Below are 22,080 nucleotides of genomic sequence, written 5' to 3' on the forward strand. Positions count from 1 at the left end.
CTCGCGATGAACGTCAACGATAATACGGGGCGCCTGATGCCCCTCGGTGCCGCTGCCACCATCGCGAGCAACCTCGCTCCCACACCTCCAGGTTTGGGGACAGCGACCGCACTGCGCTACAATCCTGCGCCTTTGCTGCCTGTCGGCTTTAATTCATTCATCGGTCCTGCTCGCCCAAGCGGCGGCGGACCTGAATCGCGAGGTACTTCCATGGTCCACAGCATGACCGCCTTCGCCCGCGTCGAAAGCGCCGTCAGCCAGGGCACCCTGAGCTGGGAATTGCGCTCGGTCAACAGCCGCTACCTGGAACCTCACCTGCGCCTGCCGGAGGCCTTCCGCGACCTTGAGGGCGCGGTTCGCGAAGCCCTGCGCCAGGGCCTGTCTCGGGGCAAGCTGGAATGCACCTTGCGGTTCACCGAGGAAACCACCGGCAAACCCCTGCAGATCGACCGCGAGCGCGCCGCCCAACTGGTCGCCGCCGCCGAAACGGTCGCCAGCCTGATCAAGCAGCCCGCCGCGCTGAACCCGCTGGAAGTCCTCGCCTGGCCTGGCGTACTGGTGGCTGACGCCAGCGACCCGCAGGCCCTGAACAACGAGGCCCTGGCCCTGTTCAACCAAGGACTCAAGGAACTCAAGAACGGCCGCCAGCGCGAAGGCGCGGAGCTGGCTCGCTTGATCGTCGAACGCCTGGACGCTATCGAGGCCGATGTCGCGACCCTGCGCGAGCAGGTTCCGCAGATGCTCGCCAGCCAGCGCCAGAAAGTCCTCGACCGCTTTGCCGACATGCAGGCCGAGCTGGACCCGACCCGCCTGGAGCAGGAAATGGTCTTGTTGGCACAGAAAAGCGACGTGGCCGAAGAACTCGACCGCCTCGCCACCCATATCATCGAAGTCCGCCGGGTGCTCAAGTCCGGCGGCGCGGCCGGGCGACGCCTGGACTTCCTGATGCAGGAACTCAACCGCGAAGCCAACACCCTCGGCTCCAAGGCCTTCGACCCGCGCAGCACCCAGGCGGCGGTCAACCTCAAAGTGTTGATCGAACAAATGCGCGAACAAGTACAGAACATCGAGTAAGGCTAACCCGACATGACCCACAGCACTGGCACCCTCTACATCATTTCCGCACCGTCGGGCGCAGGCAAGACCAGCCTGGTCAAGGCCCTGATCGATGCCGAGCCGCAGATCCGCGTCTCGGTCTCGCACACCACCCGCGCCATGCGCCCGGGCGAGGCCAACGGCGTGAACTACCACTTCGTCGACCGCGCCGAGTTCGTGCGGATGGTCGAGCATGGTGATTTCCTCGAACAGGCCGAAGTCTTCGGCAACCTCTACGGTACGTCCCAGAGCCACCTGCAGCAGACCCTGGACGAAGGCCACGACCTGATCCTGGAAATCGACTGGCAGGGTGCCGAACAAGTGCGCCGGCAGATGCCCGCGGCCCGCTCCATCTTCATCCTGCCGCCAAGCCAGCAGGCCCTGCGCCAACGCCTGACCAACCGCGGCCAGGACAGCGACGCGATTATCGAAGGGCGGATGCGCGAGGCGGTCAGCGAAATGAGCCACTACGTCGAATACGATTTCCTGATCATCAACGACGATTTTGCCCACGCGCTGGACGACCTGAAGGCGATTTTCCGCGCCAATCGACTGCAACAGCGTCCGCAGCAGCAACATTTCACTCAGCTGTTGAGTGAATTACTGGCATAAGCAACACTTCCCAAAAGCGCCGCGAGGGCTTTACATTGGTACTCGTGGCGCATGGGTGAACCGACTGGAGAAATCAGCGCTTCCCTAAACGCTGGTGATTTTTTAAACTGTTGAGTCCGCTCGCCCATCCGGGTAGCGTGATTACCGCATTTGCTACGAGGAACACCATGGCCCGCGTAACCGTTGAAGACTGCCTAGAACATGTGGCTAACCGTTTTGAGCTGGTCATGCTCTCCACCAAGCGTGCTCGTCAACTGGCGACCGGCGGCAAAGAGCCGAAGCTGGCGTGGGAAAATGACAAACCAACCGTAATGGCCCTGCGGGAAATCGCCGAGGGCTATGTGACGGATGCGTTCATCGCTGAACAGGACATCGTCCATGAAGACCCAGTCTTCGCGGCTTTCGAGGACGAGTCCAACGAGGCCGTCTAAGCCTATGCCTGGTCGACGTAGCACGGCGCAGGGTACAAGGCTTCGGCCGGGGGAAACCTCATGCCGAGCATAGACGCCCTCGCCGATCGCTTATCGACCTACCTCGGCGCCGACCAGGTCAACCTGGTCCGCCGGGCGTACTTCTACGCCGAACAGGCCCATGACGGCCAACGCCGTCGTAGCGGCGAAGCCTACGTCACGCATCCGCTGGCGGTGGCCAATATTCTTGCCGACATGCACATGGACCATCAGAGCCTGATGGCCGCCATGCTCCATGACGTGATCGAAGACACCGGAATCGCCAAGGAAGCGCTGCAGGCGCAGTTCGGCGAGACCGTGGCCGAGCTGGTCGACGGGGTCAGCAAACTGACCCAGATGAATTTCGAGACCAAGGCCGAAGCCCAGGCGGAAAACTTCCAGAAAATGGCCATGGCCATGGCTCGCGACATTCGCGTGATCCTGGTCAAGCTGGCCGACCGCCTGCACAACATGCGCACCCTCGAAGTGCTGTCCGGCGAAAAGCGCCGGCGCATCGCCAAGGAAACCCTCGAGATCTATGCACCCATCGCCAACCGGTTGGGCATGCATTCGATCCGCATCGAATTCGAAGACCTCGGCTTCAAGGCCATGCACCCGATGCGCTCCGCGCGGATCTACCAGGCGGTCAAGCGCGCCCGGGGCAACCGCAAGGAAATCGTCAACAAGATCGAGGAATCGCTGAGCCACTGCCTGGCTGTCGACGGCATCGAGGGCGAAGTCAGCGGGCGCCAGAAGCACCTGTACGGCATCTACACCAAGATGCGCGGCAAACGCCGGGCCTTCAACGAGATCATGGACGTCTATGCGTTCCGGATCATCGTCGACAAGGTCGACACCTGCTATCGGGTCCTCGGCGCTGTACATAATTTGTACAAACCTTTACCCGGACGCTTCAAGGACTACATCGCGATTCCCAAGGCCAACGGCTACCAGTCGCTGCACACCACCCTGTTCGGCATGCACGGCGTACCGATCGAGATCCAGATCCGCACCCGCGAAATGGAAGAGATGGCCAACAACGGCATCGCCGCCCACTGGCTGTACAAGTCCACTGGCGACGAACAGCCCAAGGGCACCCACGCCCGGGCCCGCCAGTGGGTCAAGGGCGTGCTGGAAATGCAGCAACGGGCCGGCAACTCCCTGGAATTCATCGAAAGCGTGAAGATCGACCTGTTCCCGGACGAGGTCTACGTGTTCACGCCCAAGGGTCGGATCATGGAGCTGCCGAAAGGCTCCACGGCGGTGGACTTTGCCTACGCGGTACACACCGATGTCGGCAACAGTTGCATTGCCTGTCGGATCAATCGCCGTCTTGCACCGCTGTCCGAGCCGCTGCAAAGCGGCTCCACGGTCGAGATCGTCAGCGCCCCGGGCGCGCGGCCGAACCCGGCGTGGCTCAACTTCGTGGTCACCGGCAAGGCGCGCACGCATATCCGCCACGCCCTGAAACTGCAACGCCGCTCCGAATCCATCAGCCTCGGCGAACGCCTGCTGAACAAGGTACTCAACGGTTTCGACAGCGCCCTGGACAAGATTCCGGGCGAACGCGTGCAGGCCATGCTCCACGAATACCGCCTGGAACTGATCGAAGACCTGCTCGAAGACATCGGTTTGGGCAACCGCATGGCCTATGTGGTCGCCCGCCGCCTGCTCGGCGAAGGCGAACAACTGCCCAGTCCCGAAGGCCCACTGGCGATCCGCGGCACCGAAGGCCTGGTGCTCAGCTACGCCAAGTGCTGCACGCCGATTCCGGGCGACCCGATTGTCGGCCACCTCTCCGCCGGCAAGGGCATGGTGGTGCACCTGGACAACTGCCGCAATATCAGCGAAATCCGCCACAACCCGGAAAAATGCATCCAGCTCTCCTGGGCCAAGGATGTCACCGGCGAATTCAACGTCGAGCTGCGCGTCGAGCTGGAACACCAGCGCGGCCTGATCGCCCTGCTGGCCAGCAGCGTCAATGCCGCCGACGGCAACATCGAGAAAATCAGCATGGACGAACGCGATGGTCGCATCAGCGTGGTCCAACTGGTGGTCAGCGTGCACGACCGCGTGCACCTGGCCCGCGTGATCAAGAAACTGCGCGCCCTGACCGGCGTGATCCGCATTACCCGCATGCGCGCATAAGCTCCCCCCTACGTAGCCGCCCATTACAAGGAACCCGTTCATGAGCAAGACCGTTATCAGCAGCGACAAGGCCCCGGCCGCCATCGGCACCTACTCCCAGGCAATCAAGGCCGGCAACACCGTCTACATGTCCGGCCAGATCCCCCTGGACCCGAAAACCATGGAACTGGTGGAAGGCTTCGAAGCCCAGACCGTACAAGTCTTCGAAAACCTCAAGGCCGTGGCCGAAGCCGCTGGCGGTTCGTTCAAGGACATCGTCAAGCTGAACATCTTCCTCACCGACCTGAGCCACTTCGCCAAGGTCAACGAGATCATGGGCCAATACTTCCAGCAGCCTTACCCAGCCCGCGCCGCCATCGGCGTCGCCGCGCTGCCACGCGGTTCGCAGGTCGAAATGGACGCAGTCCTGGTCCTCGAGTAACGACCAGCCACAGCGCCCTCGAACAACCCCGCACTGCCTGGCGCGGCCTTCGTCGCCGCGCCAGCTTCGTCTGCAAAGGATTCCACCATGCGCAAAGCGCTTGCCTTCCCGGTGTTTGCCCTCCTGCTCGGCGGCTGCGCCAGCGACCCCGCCAAATATGACATCAGCGGCACCTGGATCAACCAGGCCGCCATCGATGCCGCCGTCAAGAAAGGCAGCCTGCGCGAAGCGCTGGAGACCTACGGGCCGAATCTGGAATGGAACATCGACACCCGTAACGGCCAGGTCAAGTACAGCAACGGCTTCGAACGCCCCGAGGGCCATGTGCGCGCGGACGGCAAGCAGAAGTGGCACGTTGACTTCTATGGCAGCACCGGCACCTCGCTGGTGCGCGACGGCAAGGAACTGATCCAGGGCGCCAGCGATTCAGAACCGGAACAGCCTTTCGTCCGCGCCGAAACCGAACTGCCAGCCAATGCGCCGGTCGGTGCCAGCTTCGAGCAGGCCTTGTACTCAGCCTACATGGGTGGCGACTGGAAGATCAGCAGCGGCCCAGGCGCGGGCGGTCAGGTCAAGTTCCTGCCGGACGGACGCCTGGAAGGCTTGCCCGGCAACGATCGCTACGCACTGTGCCTGGCCGGCGATTGCGCCTCCATGAGCGGCCGGAACGACAGCATCTGGTTGCAGCAAGGCAACAAGGGCAATGCCTGGATTTTCGTGCGCAAGGGCAAGCAACTGGAGATCTTCCAGGCGCTGAACTCGGCCCAGCCCGATGAGCAGCCGCAGCTCAACCCCGGTGCCCGCCAGTGGCTGCTGGAGAAGTAAGGGAAGATCCACGATCTTCGCGGAGCTCCCCCCGTGGCGAGCGGGCTTGTCGGGACGCCGCAGAGGGGCGAGGCCTCCATGAACGCTTCTCAGCGACCTTCAAGAATCGCCGCATAGCCCTCGCGGAAACTCGGATATCGTGGCGCCCAGCCCAGGGCCCGTGCCCTGGCATTGCTGCAACGCTTGCTGCCAGTGCGACGAACGCTGGCATCTTCCGCCCACTCGGTCACCCCCAGGTATTCGCGCAACCAGCCCACCACCTCGGCCAACGGCGCCGGCGCATCATCGACACCGATATAGCAATCCTCCAGCACCTTGCCGGCACGATCAGCCTCGAGCAGAAACGCCAACAGGCCGGCCGCGTCATCGACATGAATCCGATTGCCATATAAAGGCGGTTCCACCGCCACCCGATAACCACGCCGGACCTGGGTCAACAGCCACTCGCGACCCGGACCGTAGATACCCGTCAGGCGTACCCGGGTTGCCGGAATGCCGCTGTCCAGCGCCACCTGCTCGGCCTCCAGCATCAACCGCCCGGAATAGCCCTCGGCTTCGGTCGGCGAAGCTTCGTCGACCCATTCGCCCGTCTGCTGGACATAGACGCTGCTGCTGGACACGAACAGCAGGCGCCGAGGCTGCTGGCCCGATTGCCTGAGCCAGCTCAATACATGCCGCAGCCCTTCGACGTAGGCTGCGCGATAACCGGCCTCGTCGTGCTCGGTCGCGGCGGCGCAATACACCAGATAATCCAGCGGGCCACTCGGCCAGGTGTCGGGACGTTGCTCGGCGAACAGATCGCCCGCCACCCCCACAACGCCTTGTGGCAAACGCGAAATCGAGCGGCGCAGACCCTGCACCCGCCAACCCTGGCCGAGCAATTGCGTCGCCAGGCGACCACCGACATCGCCGCAACCGGCAATCAGAACAGAAGGAGCAGACATCACGGATCTCCACGAAAAAAGCCAGCACCTGGTGCTGAAAATTGATCAACGCTTAGCAATGGAAGAAAAAAAGAGAATCTATTGCTTTTGTTAACAAGAAGTATTTGCAATAATGCACGACCAAATGTTCTCGGCCCCACGAGGCCTGGAAGGACAGACCCTTTTCTATCTTCTCTCAGGTCCGACCAGCATGACACGCTATCAACGCCCCGATTCGTCAACTCAGCCCCATAGCTCATCGCGCGCCTGGCGCTCGGTAGCGGTGTTGCTGTTCAGCCTGTTGCTGGCACCGACGCTGACGTTCGCCGACGAAGCGCCCGCCCATGCCGCGGCGGCCACTGCTGCCCCGGCCCCAGCCGATCATGTCACCGCCGTCGCGACACCGGCCGTTGGCAGCCCGATCCAGACCGAGAATGCCGGACCGCTCGAAGCCATGAATGCCGACGCGCGGCCAGTCGAAGACAACAGCCTGGGCATGGCCCACGACCTGTCGCCCTGGGGCATGTACAAGAACGCCGACATCATCGTCAAGATCGTGATGATCGGCCTGGCCATCGCCTCGATCATCACCTGGACCATCTGGATTGCCAAGGGCTTCGAGTTGCTCGGCGCCAAGCGCCGCCTGCGCCGTGAAATGCTCGCCCTGAAAAAGGCCCGCACCCTCAAGGAGGCCAGCGATACCGCCAACCAGCAGGGCAGCCTCGCCCACCTGCTGGTGCATGACGCCTTGGAAGAAATGCACCTTTCGGTCAACAGCCGCGAAAAAGAAGGCATCAAGGAGCGTGTGAGCTTCCGTCTCGAACGCCTGGTCGCCGCCTGTGGTCGCAACATGAGCAACGGCACCGGCGTGCTCGCCACCATCGGCTCCACCGCGCCCTTCGTCGGCCTGTTCGGTACCGTATGGGGCATCATGAACAGCTTCATCGGCATCGCCAAGACCCAGACCACCAACCTCGCCGTGGTCGCCCCGGGTATCGCCGAAGCCCTGCTGGCCACGGCCCTTGGCCTGGTCGCGGCGATCCCGGCCGTGGTGATCTACAACGTCTTCGCCCGCTCCATCGCCGGCTACAGGGCCCAGGTGGCCGACGCTTCGGCCCAGGTGCTGCTGCTGGTCAGCCGCGACCTCGACCACCTGCCGCCCGAGCGCGCCACGCAAACGCCGCATATGGTGAAAGTGGGGTAATCAGCCATGGGCCTGCATTTGAACGAAGGCGGCGACGATCTCGCCGAAAACCACGAAATCAACGTCACACCGTTTATCGACGTGATGCTGGTACTGCTGATCATCTTCATGGTGGCCGCGCCCCTGGCCACCGTGGACATCAAGGTCGACCTGCCCGCCTCCAGCGCCAAACCGGCGCCGCGGCCGGAAAAGCCGGTGTTCCTCAGCGTCAAGGCCGACCAGCGCCTGTTCCTCGGTGAAGACGAGGTCAAGGCCGACGCCCTGGGCGCCAGCCTCGACGCCCGCACCCATGGCAAAAAGGATACGACGATTTTCTTCCAGGCCGATAAAGGCGTGGACTACGGCGACCTGATGCGCGTGATGGATGCCCTGCGCGCCGCCGGTTACCTGAAAGTCGGCCTGGTGGGACTCGAGACGGCAGCCAAGCAATGATCAATACGCGCCAAAAGCTGATGCGCTATGGCGCCAGCCTGGGCCTGGTGCTGGGCATTCATACGGTGGCGATCGTGATTGCCATGAACTGGTCGGTGTCCAAACCCGTCGAGCTGCCGCCACAGGCGATGATGGTCGAACTGGCACCGCTGCCACCGGCCCTACCGCCACCGGCCCCGCCCAAGGCGATCACCCCGCCACAGCCGCCCGCGCCAGTGGAAGAACTGCCGTTGCCCAAGCTCGCCGAAGCGCCGAAGCCGACGATCGCGGTGCCCAAGCCGGTCAAGCCGAAACCCAGGCCGCAACCGCCCAAGCCACCAGTGAAGCCGGAGCCGGTGAAGGAAAAGCCCACGCAAGAGCCTCCTGCCGATACACCACCGCCCCACGCGCCAGCGGAAAAAACCGCCGCTCCAGCACCAGGTCCGTCGCCCCAACAGCTCGCCGCGAAAGCCAGTTGGGAAGGCGCCTTGCTGGCACACCTGGGCAAGTACAAGCAGTATCCGCAAGCCGCGCAAGCGCGTGGCAAGGAAGGCTTGAACCGTCTGCGCTTCGTGGTGGACGGCGAAGGCAAGGTACTCTCGTATGAGCTGGTGGGCCGCTCGGGCAACGCCGATCTGGACCGCGCCACCCTGGAAATGATCCGCCGCGCCCAACCGCTGCCCAAGCCACCAGCCGAAATGCTGAGCAACGGCAGCATCGAGATTGTCGCGCCGTTCGTGTACTCCATCGACAGGCGCAACCGCTAGACACCCGTGGAAGCGGAGCTCGCCCGCGAACAGGCCCTTGAGGCCGCTAAAAGCTTCGCGGCGGTGCGGCGAAGCGACAAGCTCCGCTCCCACAAAAGCGCCGCCCTCCCCACAAGCTCGCGTTGTAGCGCCCGAACAAGAAACCACTAAAACCGACATGTACGACAATCGTCGTTCAGACTGCGTCTGATAACGTGCGTCTATCGATGGTAGCCGTTATGCTTGGCCCGGCAACCTCATGGACGCTCGCTATGACTCTTACAGAATTACGCTATATCGTCACTCTCGCCCAGGAACAACACTTCGGCCATGCGGCCGAGCGTTGTCACGTCAGCCAGCCGACCCTGTCGGTAGGCGTGAAAAAGCTGGAGGACGAACTCGGTGTGCTGATTTTCGAGCGCAGCAAGAGCGCCGTGCGCCTGACCCCCGTCGGCGAAAGCATCGTCGCCCAGGCGCAGAAGGTTCTCGAACAGGCCCAGGGCATCCGCGAACTGGCCCAGGCCGGAAAAAACCAGCTGACCGCGCCGCTGAAAGTCGGGGCGATCTACACCGTCGGCCCCTACCTGTTCCCGCACCTGATCCCGCAACTGCACCGGGTCGCCCCGCAGATGCCGTTGTACATCGAGGAAAACTTCACCCACGTGCTGCGCGACAAGCTGCGCAACGGCGAACTGGATGCGGTGATCATCGCCCTGCCGTTCAACGAAGCCGACGTGCTGACCCTGCCGCTCTACGACGAACCGTTCTACGTGCTGATGCCGGCCTCGCACCCGTGGACCCAGAAAGAAACCATCGACAGCGCGCTGCTCAACGACAAGAGCCTGCTGTTGCTGGGCGAAGGCCACTGCTTCCGCGACCAGGTCCTCGAAGCCTGCCCGACCCTGCTCAAGGGTGGCGACACGGCCAAGCACACCACGGTCGAATCCAGCTCGTTGGAAACCATCCGCCACATGGTCGCCTCCGGCCTGGGCATTTCGGTCCTGCCGCTGTCGGCGGTGGACAGCCATCACTACGCCCCTGGCGTGATCGAAGTCCGTCCGCTGACGCCGCCCGTGCCGTTCCGCACCGTGGCCATCGCCTGGCGCGCCAGCTTCCCACGGCCCAAGGCGATTGAAATCCTCGCCGATTCGATCCGCCTGTGCTCGGTGGCCAAACCTCCCGCGGCGAGCTGATCGACGTGGCTGAACTGTCGCAAGTGTCGGTCACGGCACTCAAGGGGGTCGGCGCGGCCATGGCCGAGAAGCTGGCCAAGGTCGGCCTGGAGAATATCCAGGACGTGCTGTTCCACCTGCCCCTGCGCTACCAGGACCGCACTCGCGTAGTGCCCATCGGTGCCCTGCGTCCGGGCCAGGATGCGGTGATCGAAGGTGTGGTCAGTGGCGCCGACGTGGTCATGGGCAAGCGCCGCAGCCTATTGGTGCGTCTCAATGATGGCACCGGCAGCCTGAGCCTGCGCTTCTACCATTTCAGCACCGCGCAAAAGGACGGCCTCAAGCGTGGCACTCATGTACGTTGCTACGGCGAAGCCCGCCCCGGTGCTTCCGGCCTGGAAATCTACCACCCGGAATACCGCGCCATCAGCGGTGACGAGCCACCGCCGGTGGACACCACCCTGACACCGATCTATCCACTGACCGAAGGCCTGACCCAACAACGCCTGCGCCTGCTCTGCCAGCAAAGCCTGGCGATGCTCGGTCCACGCAGCCTGCCGGACTGGCTGCCGCAGGAACTGGCCCGCGACTACCAGCTCGGGCCGCTGGACGAAGCCATCCGCTACCTGCACCAGCCTCCCGCCGATGCCGATGTCGACGAACTTGCCCTCGGCCATCACTGGGCCCAGCACCGCCTGGCCTTCGAGGAACTGCTCACCCACCAGTTGTCCCAGCAACGCCTGCGGGAAAGCTTGCGAGCCCTGCGCGCGCCGGTCCTGCCGAAGGCGCAAAAGCTGCCCGGGCAGTTCCTCGCCAACCTGGGCTTCCCGCCGACCGGTGCCCAGCAACGGGTCGGCAACGAGGTCGCCTACGACCTCAGCCAGCCGGAGCCGATGCTGCGCCTGATCCAGGGCGATGTCGGCGCCGGCAAGACCGTGGTCGCCGCGCTGGCCGCCCTGCAAGCCCTGGAAGCCGGTTACCAGGTGGCGCTGATGGCGCCGACCGAGATCCTCGCCGAACAACACTTCCTCAATTTCCAGCGCTGGCTGCAACCGCTGGGCATCGAAACCGCCTGGTTGGCCGGCAAGCTCAAGGGCAAGGCCCGCGCCGCCGCCCTGGAGCAGATCGCGGGCGGCACGCCGATGGTGGTCGGCACCCATGCGCTGTTCCAGGACGAAGTGCAGTTCCGTAACCTGGCGCTGGTGATCATCGACGAACAGCACCGCTTCGGCGTCCAGCAACGCCTGGCCCTACGCCAGAAAGGTGTTGGCGGGCGGATGTGCCCGCACCAGTTGATCATGACCGCCACGCCGATCCCACGGACCCTGGCCATGAGCGCCTACGCCGACCTCGACACCTCGATCCTCGACGAACTGCCGCCGGGGCGCACACCGGTAAATACCGTGCTGGTGGCCGACAGCCGGCGCTTCGAAGTGGTGGAGCGAGTGCGCGCCGCCTGTGCCGAAGGTCGCCAGGCCTATTGGGTCTGCACGCTGATCGAAGAATCCGAAGAGCTCACCTGCCAGGCCGCCGAAACCACCTTCGAAGAACTCACCGCCGCCCTCGGCGAACTGCGCGTCGGGCTGATCCACGGCCGCATGAAGCCGGCGGAAAAGGCTGCCGTGATGGCCGAATTCAAGGCCGGCGCCCTGCAGCTACTGGTGGCGACCACGGTGATCGAAGTCGGCGTCGACGTGCCCAACGCCAGCCTGATGATCATCGAGAACCCCGAGCGCCTGGGGCTGGCGCAACTGCACCAATTGCGCGGCCGGGTCGGTCGGGGCAGCGCCGCCAGTCACTGCGTGCTGCTCTACCATCCACCGTTGTCACAGATCGGGCGGCAACGCCTGGGCATCATGCGCGAGACCAACGATGGTTTTATCATTGCCGAAAAAGACCTGGAACTGCGCGGTCCCGGGGAAATGCTCGGTACCCGCCAGACCGGACTCCTGCAATTCAAGGTCGCCGACCTGATGCGCGACGCCGACCTGCTGCCAGCGGTGCGCGATGCCGCGCAAGCCCTGTTGGCTCGCTGGCCGCAGCACGTCAGCCCGTTGCTGGAGCGCTGGCTGCGCCATGGCCAGCAATACGGCCAAGTGTGATAGACCGCACAGTTTATGGACCATTAGGGCGGTCAAGCTGGTTATACTGGGGAAATTGTAGGAACCCGGATACAGACCATGACAGAAGTTGCCCTCATCGATGCAACCCCGCACACCCCGTCTGTGGTCCGGCTGCTGCTCGACAAGCTCGCCATCCGCTATAGCGAGGTCTTGGACCAGCCTGGTCTGCCGACCGCGCGCAAAGTCCAGGCCGTGCTACTCGAGGATGCAGTCGGTGCACTCATGGTGCTGTTTCCCCAGAGCCAACTGCTCGACCTCAATCGCCTGACCGAACTGACCGGCCGACGCCTGACGGCCGTGCCCACCGAACGCATGGAGCGCATGCTCGGCAAACACAGCCTGCACCTGCTGCCGGGCTTGCCCGGGCTGACCAGCTCACCGTGCCTGTACGAAGAGCAGTTGCTGCGCGAACCGAGCCTGCTGATCAACTCCGGCGAAGCCGGCCTGCTGCTGGAAATTTCCAGCGATGACTTCAAGAGCATGCTGAGCAAGGCCAGCGCCGCCAGTTTCGGCGAAGCGGTGGCCGATATCCGTCCCAACCTCGACCGCCCGCACGATGACCGCGAGGAAATCACCCAGGCGGTACAAGCCTTCACCGCGCGGCGGATCCAGCAGCGCCTGGAGGCGACCATCGAGATTCCGCCACTGGCGGAGACCGCACAAAAAATCATCAAGCTGCGGGTCGACCCTGACGCAACCATCGACGACATCACCGGCGTGGTCGAAACCGACCCGGCGCTGGCGGCCCAGGTCGTGAGTTGGGCGGCGTCGCCCTACTACGCCTCGCCGGGCAAGATTCGCTCGGTGGAAGATGCCATTGTCCGCGTGCTGGGTTTCGACCTGGTGATCAACCTGGCGCTGGGCCTGGCCCTGGGCAAGACCTTGAGCCTGCCCAAGGACCAGCCGCAACACAGCACGCCTTACTGGCAGCAATCGATCTACACCGCCGCCGTGATTGAAGGCCTGACCCGCGCCATGCCGCGGGCCCAGCGCCCGGAAGCCGGCCTGACCTACCTCGCCGGCTTGCTGCACAACTTCGGCTACCTGCTCCTGGCCCACGTCTTCCCGCCGCATTTCTCGCTGATCTGCCGGCACCTGGAGGTCAATCCGCACCTGTGCCACAGCTACGTCGAGCAGCACCTGCTGGGCATCAGCCGCGAGCAGATCGGTGCCTGGCTGATGCGTTATTGGGACATGCCGGACGAGCTGTCCACCGCGCTGCGCTTCCAGCATGACCCAAGCTACGACGGTGACTATGCCGCCTATCCGAACCTGGTGTGCCTGGCGGTGCGGCTGCTGCGCAGTCGCAATATCGGCTCGGGCCCGGATGAAGAGATTCCGGACGCCCTGCTCGAACGCCTGGGGCTGAGCCGCGACAAGGCCGACGATGTGGTGAACAAGGTCCTGGAAGCCGAAGTGCTGCTGCGCGAACTGGCTTCGCAGTTCAGCCAGGGCTAAGCCCCCCCCGGTGGACAGAACGCCCCCTGTGGCGAGCGGGCTTGCCTGCGCTGGGGCGCGAAGCGCCCCAAACCCTGCAATCGCGGTGTATCAGAAATAACGGGGATCATGGTTTTGCGGCTGCGCGCAGCCGAACGCGGGCGAGCCCGCTCGCCACAAATGCCCCCGCGGCAAACCCTACAATATAAAACTTCAGGCTTTCTTTTTCCGCGGCTTGAGGTACTTCATCAAGCCCTGGAACCACATCACCAGCGCCGGATTGCCCTTGATCTGGATCGACTTGTCCTGGATTCCCGTCATGAACGCCAGTTGCTTGTTCTTCGCCTGCAACGTGGCGAAGCCATAGGCGGCATCCTTGAAGGCAATGGCAAACGCCGGCTCCGGATAAGTCCCGGACTGGCTGCTGATGCGCTGATCCTTGACGATAAAGTGACGAGCCACCTTGCCGTCCAGGGTCTGCAGTTGGAACACCAGGGCCTTGTCGGCCAGTTGCTGCTGGAAGGCGGGATTATTGCGGCTGGCCCGGGCCATCAACAGGCCCATTGCCCAGAGAAGAAAGCGAAATTTCATGCACACAGCCTCGGCAGAAAAAATTAACGGCCGACGCAGTGTAGCGCTTTACCTGAAGAACGCCACCGATCTCCCGCTTTACCCAGGAGATCGGCTGGCGTTTAACGCTTATACCAACAAATTGTCCGACGATCCGTCACTCACGCATTCGGGCAAGGAACCGGTGCCCAGTCACCCAGGTCCGGGTTCTTGCACATGCTGTTGACCTGCGACTGGCCGCTGGTGGCCACGTCCTGGCTCGCGGCTTTCTTGGCGTTGGCGTCCTGCAGCGTCTTCTCGGTGGCTACCGCTTCCTTAGGCACAGTTGGCAGCACCGGTTTCTTCGCCACTTTCACTTTCTTGCCCTTGCCAGTGGTCGGCGCGACAACCGGGTTGGTATCGGCGGTCGCCACGGTGACCACGTCGGTCCGCTGTACGCCGACCTGCTGCAGGTCCTTCTCATAGGCCTGGGTGTAGTTGTTCAGGTCTTCGGCGGCACGCCCGTTCACCGCGACGATCAGGTCATTGGACTCTTTCAGGCCGGCGACGATTTCCGCCAGGCGCTTGCGACCTTCGGCGTCACCGACGGTCTTGGCCTTGCGGGCCGAGACAAGGTTGGCGAACTCACGCTGGTAGCAGCTCTGCGACGCCTTCGCATAGGCGGTGTTGCGATCCATGTCGGTGGCGCGTTTGTTGATGTCCTGGGCATAAGAACCGATGCGCTGGTTGTCATCGGTGATCTGCTTCTGCTTCTCGGTGTAGTAACCCGCCGCACCACCCACCAGGGCACCGCCGGCCGCACCGATGGCGGCATTGCGCCCACGCTTGCTGGAGTCATCGCCGGTCAACGCGCCAAGCGCGGCACCACCCAATGCACCGAGCACAGCGCCAGTAGCGACAGACTTGGTCATGTCCGAGTCAGTCGCGCGCAAGTGCTGCACCGGCTCGTAACAGGTCGGGTAGTACTCGACCTTGGTGGTCGCGCCGACTTTCGAGGTCGGCGAAGTGGCGCAGCCACCCATCAGCACGGTGCTGAATCCGGCGGCAACCCACAACGCGGCACGGCACTTGGAGGTCGAAACAAGGGGTTTGCTGGAGAAAATCATGTTCATGTTCCCTTTTTTGGTTTGTCTTGCCCGGTACGGCACCCTGCCGTCCGAGTCCCCTCTACGCTCGCCGGATACCGACCGCTCATGACTTCTGGGCGGTCGACGCGAGCAACGCTTTCAAGATCGCCGCCGGATCGGCCCGCTGTTGCTTGCGGTAATCCCCGACATGACGAACGAACAAGGTGGCCCGTGCGACCAGGCTGTTGCCGAGCACGGGTTTGCGATTGAGTTCTTCCTTGACCCGCTGGAACTGCGCCTGGATCACCGCATCGGTGTAGCGCGTGGCCGTTGCCAGGTTGTCGATATAAATCGCCACCGCGCCGTCCAGCGCGCTGCTGCCGTTCTCGATGGCGACGGCGAACAGCTTCGCGGCGGCCTCATCCTTGGCCTCAACGGCCTGCTGCTGGCTCTTCTTCAGATTGGTCAGGCGAATGTTGTAGTTGTTGACGGTCTCGGCCACCAGGGCTGCCGATTGGATCAGGTTGCCGGCGGCCTCTTCACGCTGGCGAGCGATCAGCGAGACGTTGCGCTTGAGCTCTTCGTTGACCAGTCCCAGTTCGGCTTGCAGCTTGGGGTCGGTGCTGGCGGAAATGATCCCGTCCAGGCGCTTGGTCGGATCCTGGGCATCATCGATGGCGTCGGTCAGGGAAGCCAGCCGACCTTCCTGCTGCCATTGGCTGAACAACTCCTTGTAGCGCGAGCGCGGTGCCGAGAGTGCGCCGACGGCCACGCGGAAACCGGTGGTTTCGTTGCTCTGCTCGGTGCCATCGGCGGCGAACAGCGGATATTCGCGGCGCATGCCGGTAAACAGCGTGCCCTCGCCTTCCAGGTAGTTGCCGCCCTTGACCACGAAACCGCCGTAGGTACCCTGGCGCCGCCCGGCATGCACCAGCTGGAACGACTCCTGGACCATCTGCGCGGCGTTGCCGATCACGTCGAACATCCCGATGGGGTTGGGCAGCTTGGTGCCGATCGGCATCAACCGCGCTGCCTGGCCGGTGCCGCCGGCCACCTGGTTGAACACCGCGTAGTCGGACAACGGCCCATCGCTGTCGCTACCCGGCGCCCGCCGGGGAAACAAGCGCGCTTCCAGGTCCTGGCGACTGACCGCCTGGGCGCCACGGGCAGCGAACTCCCACTCGACTTCGGTGGGCAGGCGGACAAAACCCAGGCCGCCATCCTCGGCCGCCGAGCCACGGCCGCTGACCGGCAGCAGATCACGGTGGTACTTCATCAGCCAGGCGCTGTAGACCGCCGAAAAACGCTCGGCGTCGAAACGCGATACCTTGACCTTGGGCAGGCGTCCGGCCACGCCGCTGGGAGCATCACAAGCCGGCGCCGGCTCGCCGCTGGCCAGGGCTTGTGCCTGAGCCATCACCAGGGCGTACTGACGGGCTGTCACCGGGTACTTGCCGATGAAATAGAACATCGGCTTGAGCGGCGAGTCAGCGTCGGTCTTCGGCAAGGTCGGGGCAATCGATTTCTGCCAGGCGCCGGGCAGGTCCTTGAGGGTGAACTGGCCGTTGATGAAATCCCGCCGATAACCGGAAATGAACGACTGCTTGTAGCCCGGCTCGTCCTCGCTGAAGGGGTAGCCGAGGCTGATCTCGCGGTCGTCCAGGGTGCCACGCGCAAGCACATAGACCGCGCGAAAGACCATTTCGCCGTCGCACGGCAGCGGCAGACTGATGTCATCGGCCAGGGGCTTGGGATTGTCGAGTTTCTCACTGTCCTCATCGGCCCGCGCCCAGGAACCCAGGCACAGGGAAGCGACGAGAACCGCCAGGGTCGCGCTGCGCAACTTACACATCTCTGATCCCTTCCGAAGCTTCTATCCGCGCCACGCGCCAGCCCCCCAGGGCGGCAGCCAGAGCACAGACCGCCAACACGGCAAAAAGTGCCAGCAGGTAATGCGGCAACAGCAGATGGCTGGCGTACTCGCCGACCGCCTGGACGAACAGTCGGTTCAGTCCCCACTCCGCCATCGCGTAGAGCACGCCACTCAAGCACGCCGCCAGCACGCCGGTGTACAGCGCTTGCAAGACCACGAACAGCAACAACGCGGCAGTGCCGAGACCCAGCAGGCGCAGCACCGACAACTCGCGGCGCTTGCGCTCGACCGCCGCCAGGGCGCCGGCGAAGATCGCCGCGAAGGCACCGCCCAGCGCCAAGCTGGCGATGAGCCAGAATACAATGGCCAGGTTACGACTCAGGGACTGCACCTGGGCAATGGTCTGGGCCTGGGTCGAGACCAGCAGGTTGCGCTCGGCGAAATACCGGCGCAGCGGCTCGACATCGGTCAGCGCCCGGGCATACAGGCGAAACCCCGGATAGACCCGCTGCGCGGCATTGCCCGCCGGCTCGCCGGCCCAACCGAACACCGGCACGCCGCGGCCGTCGCGATAATCCTCGGCGGCTTCCAGCAAGCCCAGTGGAGCGAACAGCGCATCACGCTCGAAGGCTTCCAGTGGCAGCACCGCCTGCACCTGAATCTGCGTCTGGCGGCTTTCCAGGCGACCGGCCACCTGCCGGCCGAAAGACACCTGCAACCAATCGCCGGCCTTCACGCCGAGTTTCTCCGCCGCCGTCCGGCTGAGCAGCATCGCCGCCAGGCCGACCGGCGCGGGCATGCCACCGAGCAATGGATCGCCATCGGCGGTGGGTAACATTTCCACGGTGACCACCGGGCCCTGGGCACTGCTCGACAGGTCGGCGGTCGCCGCGATCTGCCGGGTGCGCGGCAAGGCAAAGGCAACCTCTTCACGCTGCCCCAGCCCGGCGATGAACGCCGCACTGAAACGTCCCCCGCCCAAGGGAATGATCTCGCGCACCGTCGGGTCGCGCTCCAGGCGCTCGGTGAGGCTGCTGACCAGGCCGAACTTGAGGCCGAACAACACCAGCAACGGCGCGATCACCGCGACCAGCGCCAACACCGCACAGGCCGACAGCCGCCAGTCGACGCGATAATCCTGCCAGGCCAGCCCGGCGACCAGGACGGCGCGGCTCATGGCGTCACCTCCAGGGTCGCGGTGACACCGCCATCGCCATCGCGCCGACAGGCAATCCGCAGCACCGGCACACCAAGTTCGCGCACCAGGGCTTCGTCATGGGTCGCGATAACGCAACAGGCGCCCCGCTCCCGGGCCTGGTTCAGCAGTAATTGCATGACCCGTCCGGCATTCAGCGGATCAAGCGCGGCGGTCGGTTCATCGGCCAACAGCAGCCGTGGCCCATGGGCCAGGGCCCGGGCACAACTGACCCGCTGGCGCTGGCCCACGGAAAGCGCCTGGGGTCTCTTGTCCAACTGATCGGCGATTTCCAACTGCTCGGCAAGACGCTGGACGCTGCCGTCATCCTTCATGCCCAGCAATTGGCGCGACAAGGCGATATTCCCGCGCACATCGAGAAAACCCAGCAGGCCGCCAGTCTGCAGCACATAGCCGAGCCGCCGACTGCGCAGGGCCGCCAGACGATCATGCCGGCCCTCGCGCCAGAGCGCGGCGATATCCAGCGCACCGGCCGGGTCATCGAAGACAAACAGGCCCGCCCGGTCCGGCGACAAGACCAGCGCCAGCAGATCGAGCAAGGTGCTCTTGCCACAACCGCTGGGCCCGACCACCGCCCATTGCGCGCCGGGCGCCAGGCTCAGGCGCGGCACCTCCAGGCTGTAGCGCTGGGCGCCCTCGCCCCGCGTCTTGCGCACCTCGCGCAGACTGATCATCACGGCAGCGTCGACAACGGCACGCGGTACAGCGCATCACCCGGCTCGGCATCGCCGAACCGGACCCAATTGGCCACATCGTTGTGGAAGGTTTCGTAGAGGCGGATCTTCGAATCCAGTTCGTCGATAAAGTCTTCCTGCTCGGCCACGCTCAGCGACAGCCAGAGGTCCTGGGTCATGTTCAGCGACTTGCTGCGGTACGGCAGGCCCTCCAGGTACTCGCCGAGGATGCCGCCGTCGGCCAGGTTGCCGCCCTTGCGCAGGGCCTGCGGGTCGCGGCTCATGTAGGCACTGGCGCTGGCGATTTCCTGGAAGAAGTCCTTGGGCGAAGTCTGGGTCTTGCGCGCGGCGTCGACGATCAGTTTCAGCGACTGTTGCAGCTCGTTGAGTTGCAGCTTGGTCAACATCACGCAGACCTGGAATGCCGGCAGCGCCGGGTTGGTCAAGTCGCGATCGGCGGTCCAGGCGCTGACCAGTTGCGGTGCCTGGCTGGCCGCCTTGTGGCCGAGGAAATCCATGTGCATCGCATAACCGATGGCCGCCGACTTGTCCGCCAGGCTCGGCGAGGCGGCCAGCAGCGGCACGGCCTGGGTCTGGTTGCTGCGGACCTGATGCACCAGATTGGCGAACACCGAGCCGATCTCGCCGACCCGCTCGCCGAGCTTGTGCACGTCGCCGCCCTGGACCGGGATATACAGGTCGCCGATCCGCGGGTTGGCGTCGGCGGTCAGGGTCCGGTACTGCTGCTCGGCGAAAGCATGGTTCTTCTTCCCGGCATCGCTGCGCAGGTGCAACGCGTAGATCTTGATCTGCTTGCCCAGCGCGGCCTGGCGAATCTCCGCCTCATTCATCCGGGTGCTGCTGTAGGGATCGTTCTTGCGTAGCGAACCGGCATCGGTGACCAGCAGGATCAACCGCCCGCCATAACCCGACCAGTCCATGCCATCGACCGCCTGCATGACCCCGGCGAAGGAGTCCTCGTTGAACGAATGACTCGAGATCGTCGACGCCTTCACCTGCCGCGCCAGTTCCAGGAAGCGCTCGGGATCGCGGCCCTGGTCGAGGGTTACGAGGGTCTTGGTCAAGTACTCCAGGCCCGGGGTTTTCTGGACATTGTTGCGAAAACCGATCAGACCGAAGCTCACGCTGTCCAGCTCGCCGCGCTGGGCGATCTGGCTTTGCAGCTCGTGGACCACGTCGCGGACCTGATCGATATACGGTTGCATCGATTCCGTGGTGTCCACTACCAGCACGATGGCCGTGCGGAAAGTATCGGCGGCGACCGCCGGCGCGGCGCCATTGCCGAGTGCTTTCGGCGTGCTGCCGGGGTCGATGGAGGCGACTTTCAGCAACTGTACCGGCTGCCCGTTCTCATCCAGGCTTTCCCGCGAATCAAAAATCGGCAGCAGGTAGAACTGGTTCTGCGGCACCGCGCTGGCAGCCGGCTCCAGGGCCAACACACGCTGATTGTCCTGCGGGTTTTTCTGCGCATTGAGCAGCAGGTTTTTCGCCGCCGACGGGTTGGCCAGCAGCTTGTCGATATCCGTGGCATCACGCAGGAACATCACCGGTGCCCGCCCGGAGCGCTCGGTGAATTTCAGCACCAGGCTCTGTTTCCACTCACTGACTTTCGAACCGGGCAACCAGCCCTCGCTACGCCCGTCACTGGCCGCGCCCACACGCAACCAATCGGCCCCATCGACAACCTTGCGTTGATAAACATAAAGCACCGAGAACGCCGGCAAGACCTTGTCGGAGCGCCCGCCCGGCGAGCTGAACAACTGTGCGCCGGGCTGGCTCAGGACACGCTGGAACAGGGTCTTCTTGCCCACCATCAGCAAGGGTCGATTGCCGCCATCGGCTTCGCCCGGCACAGGGTCGCCAAGCGTCGGCAGCAAGGTCGGCGTGGTACTCGCCGTCGCAGTGCTCGTCGCGGCCGGCGTGGTTGACGATGGCGGAGGCGACACCGCGGTCGTGCTCGAAAGTGGCGTGCCATTGACCGTCGATGGGGTGGCTGCCGCTGTTCTTACCGGCGTATCCGCGCCGAGCCACCAGTAACCGGCCCCCGCGATGCCCAGTGCGGCCGCGACTGCGACGCTCAGTAACGCCAGCACCGGACCTCGACGTTGCGGGGAGTCGGTACCGCTCTGCCGCACCGGCTGAGGGGTGGGTCGGGACGGCGGCGCCGGTTGCGCCGGGGCGTGGCTGGGGATTTCAATCGATACCGGCGTCAGGCCGCCCAGATCAGCCGCCGCGGGCTTCTCGGACGAGGCCGTCGGGAGCGCCAGAGGCTGGATCAGAGTCGACTCCAGCGGCTCGGGCGGCAGGTTATCCAGCGCCCGCAGCAAGGCTGCCGCATCCGGAAAACGTTCCGCCGGGTCCTTGGCCAGCAGTTGGCGCAGGATCGCCTGGTAGCGGCCATGCTGGAGCGGCAGTTCCGGCAGCGGCTCGGTCAGGTGCGCCAGCGCCGTGGACAACGCATCGGGGCCGGTGTAGGGCAACTTGCCGACGAGGATTTCATAGAGCACCACGCCCAGGGCATACAGATCGGCGCGGCCGTCGAGGTCCTGGCCACGGGCCTGCTCCGGGCTCATATAGCTGGGCGTGCCCACGGCAAACCCGGCCTGGGTGAACTGGGTCCGATCGTCCAGCGACTTGGCGATGCCAAAGTCCGAGAGCACCGCCGTGCCGTCGGCGCGGAACAGGATGTTGGCCGGCTTTACATCGCGGTGCACCAACCCCTGGGCATGGGCATAACCCAGGGCCGAAGCGATCTGGCGGACATACGCCAATCCTTGCTCCGGGCTCAGCCCCGCCGCGATCCGCTCCTTGAGCGTGCCATTGGGCAGGTACTCCATCGCCATGTAATACAGCTCGCCGACATTGCCGATGTCGTGGATCGTCACCGTATTCGGATGCGACAGTCGCGCCAGGGTCCGACCTTCGCGCAGAAAACGCTCGCAGAAGGTCGGGTCGGCGGCCAGCGCGGCCGCCATCACTTTCAGCGCCACCTTGCGCTCCAGCGACCGTTGGGTCGCCAGGTAGACGGTCGCCATGGCGCCTTCGCCAATCTCCTCGCCTATATCGAATCCGGGAATCAGAATATCCATGGTG

General features: G+C 64.3%; 19 protein-coding genes. 12 read left to right on the forward strand and 7 right to left on the reverse strand.

What is annotated here, in order from left to right:
- Positions 1-210: 210 nt before the first annotated feature.
- From PFEN_RS30020 to PFEN_RS30045, 6 genes are all read left to right on the forward strand, one after another.
- Complete coding sequence (locus PFEN_RS30020; protein ID WP_191490178.1) at positions 211-1,074, forward strand: YicC/YloC family endoribonuclease; 864 nt, start codon at positions 211-213, stop codon at positions 1,072-1,074.
- Positions 1,075-1,086: 12 nt separating this feature from the next.
- Positions 1,087-1,707, forward strand: coding sequence for a guanylate kinase (gene gmk, locus PFEN_RS30025; protein ID WP_191490179.1), 621 nt, complete (start codon positions 1,087-1,089; stop codon positions 1,705-1,707).
- Between the two features lie 167 nt (positions 1,708-1,874).
- On the forward strand, positions 1,875-2,138 hold the full coding sequence (gene rpoZ, locus PFEN_RS30030) for a DNA-directed RNA polymerase subunit omega (RefSeq protein ID WP_103499221.1): 264 nt from the start codon (positions 1,875-1,877) through the stop codon (positions 2,136-2,138).
- A 60-nt stretch (positions 2,139-2,198) separates the two neighbouring features.
- The gene (gene spoT / locus PFEN_RS30035) at positions 2,199-4,304 is read left to right on the forward strand and encodes a bifunctional GTP diphosphokinase/guanosine-3',5'-bis pyrophosphate 3'-pyrophosphohydrolase (protein WP_191490180.1); all 2,106 of its coding nucleotides are present in this window, start codon (positions 2,199-2,201) and stop codon (positions 4,302-4,304) included.
- A gap of 40 nt (positions 4,305-4,344) precedes the next feature.
- The gene (locus tag PFEN_RS30040) at positions 4,345-4,725 is read left to right on the forward strand and encodes a RidA family protein (protein ID WP_191490181.1); all 381 of its coding nucleotides are present in this window, start codon (positions 4,345-4,347) and stop codon (positions 4,723-4,725) included.
- 87 nt (positions 4,726-4,812) lie between these two features.
- Positions 4,813-5,550: a hypothetical protein gene (locus tag PFEN_RS30045; protein WP_191490182.1), complete on the forward strand. Its 738-nt coding sequence runs from the start codon at positions 4,813-4,815 to the stop codon at positions 5,548-5,550.
- Between the two features lie 89 nt (positions 5,551-5,639).
- Here PFEN_RS30045 and PFEN_RS30050 read toward each other — a convergent pair whose 3' ends face one another.
- Entirely contained in the window at positions 5,640-6,494 is an 855-nt protein-coding gene (locus PFEN_RS30050; protein ID WP_191490183.1) for an SDR family oxidoreductase, read from the reverse strand.
- Positions 6,495-6,684: 190 nt separating this feature from the next.
- Here PFEN_RS30050 and exbB point away from each other — a divergent pair, with 190 nt between their 5' ends.
- From exbB to PFEN_RS30080, 6 genes are all read left to right on the forward strand, one after another.
- Complete coding sequence (gene exbB, locus PFEN_RS30055) at positions 6,685-7,677, forward strand: tonB-system energizer ExbB (protein ID WP_191490184.1); 993 nt, start codon at positions 6,685-6,687, stop codon at positions 7,675-7,677.
- A gap of 6 nt (positions 7,678-7,683) precedes the next feature.
- Positions 7,684-8,109 (forward strand): TonB system transport protein ExbD, encoded by a 426-nt coding sequence (exbD, locus tag PFEN_RS30060; RefSeq protein WP_191490185.1) that lies wholly within the window; start codon positions 7,684-7,686, stop codon positions 8,107-8,109.
- Positions 8,106-8,855: an energy transducer TonB gene (locus PFEN_RS30065; RefSeq protein WP_191490186.1), complete on the forward strand. Its 750-nt coding sequence runs from the start codon at positions 8,106-8,108 to the stop codon at positions 8,853-8,855. Before exbD ends, PFEN_RS30065 begins: the two co-directional genes overlap by 4 nt.
- A gap of 251 nt (positions 8,856-9,106) precedes the next feature.
- On the forward strand, positions 9,107-10,027 hold the full coding sequence (locus tag PFEN_RS30070) for a hydrogen peroxide-inducible genes activator (protein ID WP_191490187.1): 921 nt from the start codon (positions 9,107-9,109) through the stop codon (positions 10,025-10,027).
- Positions 10,028-10,032: 5 nt separating this feature from the next.
- Positions 10,033-12,108, forward strand: a complete 2,076-nt coding sequence (recG, locus tag PFEN_RS30075; RefSeq protein ID WP_191490286.1) for an ATP-dependent DNA helicase RecG — start codon at positions 10,033-10,035, stop codon at positions 12,106-12,108.
- 78 nt (positions 12,109-12,186) lie between these two features.
- Positions 12,187-13,587, forward strand: a complete 1,401-nt coding sequence (locus PFEN_RS30080) for an aminoacyl-tRNA deacylase and HDOD domain-containing protein (RefSeq protein ID WP_191490188.1) — start codon at positions 12,187-12,189, stop codon at positions 13,585-13,587.
- A gap of 192 nt (positions 13,588-13,779) precedes the next feature.
- On the opposite strand, the gene PFEN_RS30085 is transcribed toward PFEN_RS30080, so the two are convergent.
- From PFEN_RS30085 to PFEN_RS30110, 6 genes are all read right to left on the reverse strand, one after another.
- Positions 13,780-14,157, reverse strand: a complete 378-nt coding sequence (locus PFEN_RS30085; RefSeq protein WP_191490189.1) for an SCP2 sterol-binding domain-containing protein — start codon at positions 14,155-14,157, stop codon at positions 13,780-13,782.
- Positions 14,158-14,297: 140 nt separating this feature from the next.
- A complete protein-coding gene (gene tagQ / locus PFEN_RS30090) occupies positions 14,298-15,242 on the reverse strand; it encodes a type VI secretion system-associated lipoprotein TagQ (protein ID WP_191490190.1) in 945 nt (314 codons plus the stop codon).
- 85 nt (positions 15,243-15,327) lie between these two features.
- Positions 15,328-17,055 (reverse strand): formylglycine-generating enzyme family protein, encoded by a 1,728-nt coding sequence (locus PFEN_RS30095; protein WP_191490191.1) that lies wholly within the window; start codon positions 17,053-17,055, stop codon positions 15,328-15,330.
- Positions 17,048-18,253, reverse strand: a complete 1,206-nt coding sequence (locus PFEN_RS30100; protein WP_191490192.1) for an FtsX-like permease family protein — start codon at positions 18,251-18,253, stop codon at positions 17,048-17,050. The genes PFEN_RS30095 and PFEN_RS30100 overlap by 8 nt, the downstream gene beginning before the upstream one ends.
- Complete coding sequence (locus tag PFEN_RS30105; protein WP_191490287.1) at positions 18,250-18,966, reverse strand: ABC transporter ATP-binding protein; 717 nt, start codon at positions 18,964-18,966, stop codon at positions 18,250-18,252. Before PFEN_RS30105 ends, PFEN_RS30100 begins: the two co-directional genes overlap by 4 nt.
- Positions 18,966-22,076 carry a serine/threonine-protein kinase gene (locus PFEN_RS30110; RefSeq protein WP_191490193.1) on the reverse strand — a complete coding sequence of 1,037 codons (3,111 nt, stop codon included), beginning with the start codon at positions 22,074-22,076 and terminating at the stop codon, positions 18,966-18,968. The genes PFEN_RS30105 and PFEN_RS30110 overlap by 1 nt, the downstream gene beginning before the upstream one ends.
- Between the last annotated feature and the right edge of the window lie 4 nt (positions 22,077-22,080).

The organism is Pseudomonas sp. FEN (assembly GCF_904067045.1).
Classification (GTDB): Bacteria; Pseudomonadota; Gammaproteobacteria; order Pseudomonadales; family Pseudomonadaceae; genus Aquipseudomonas.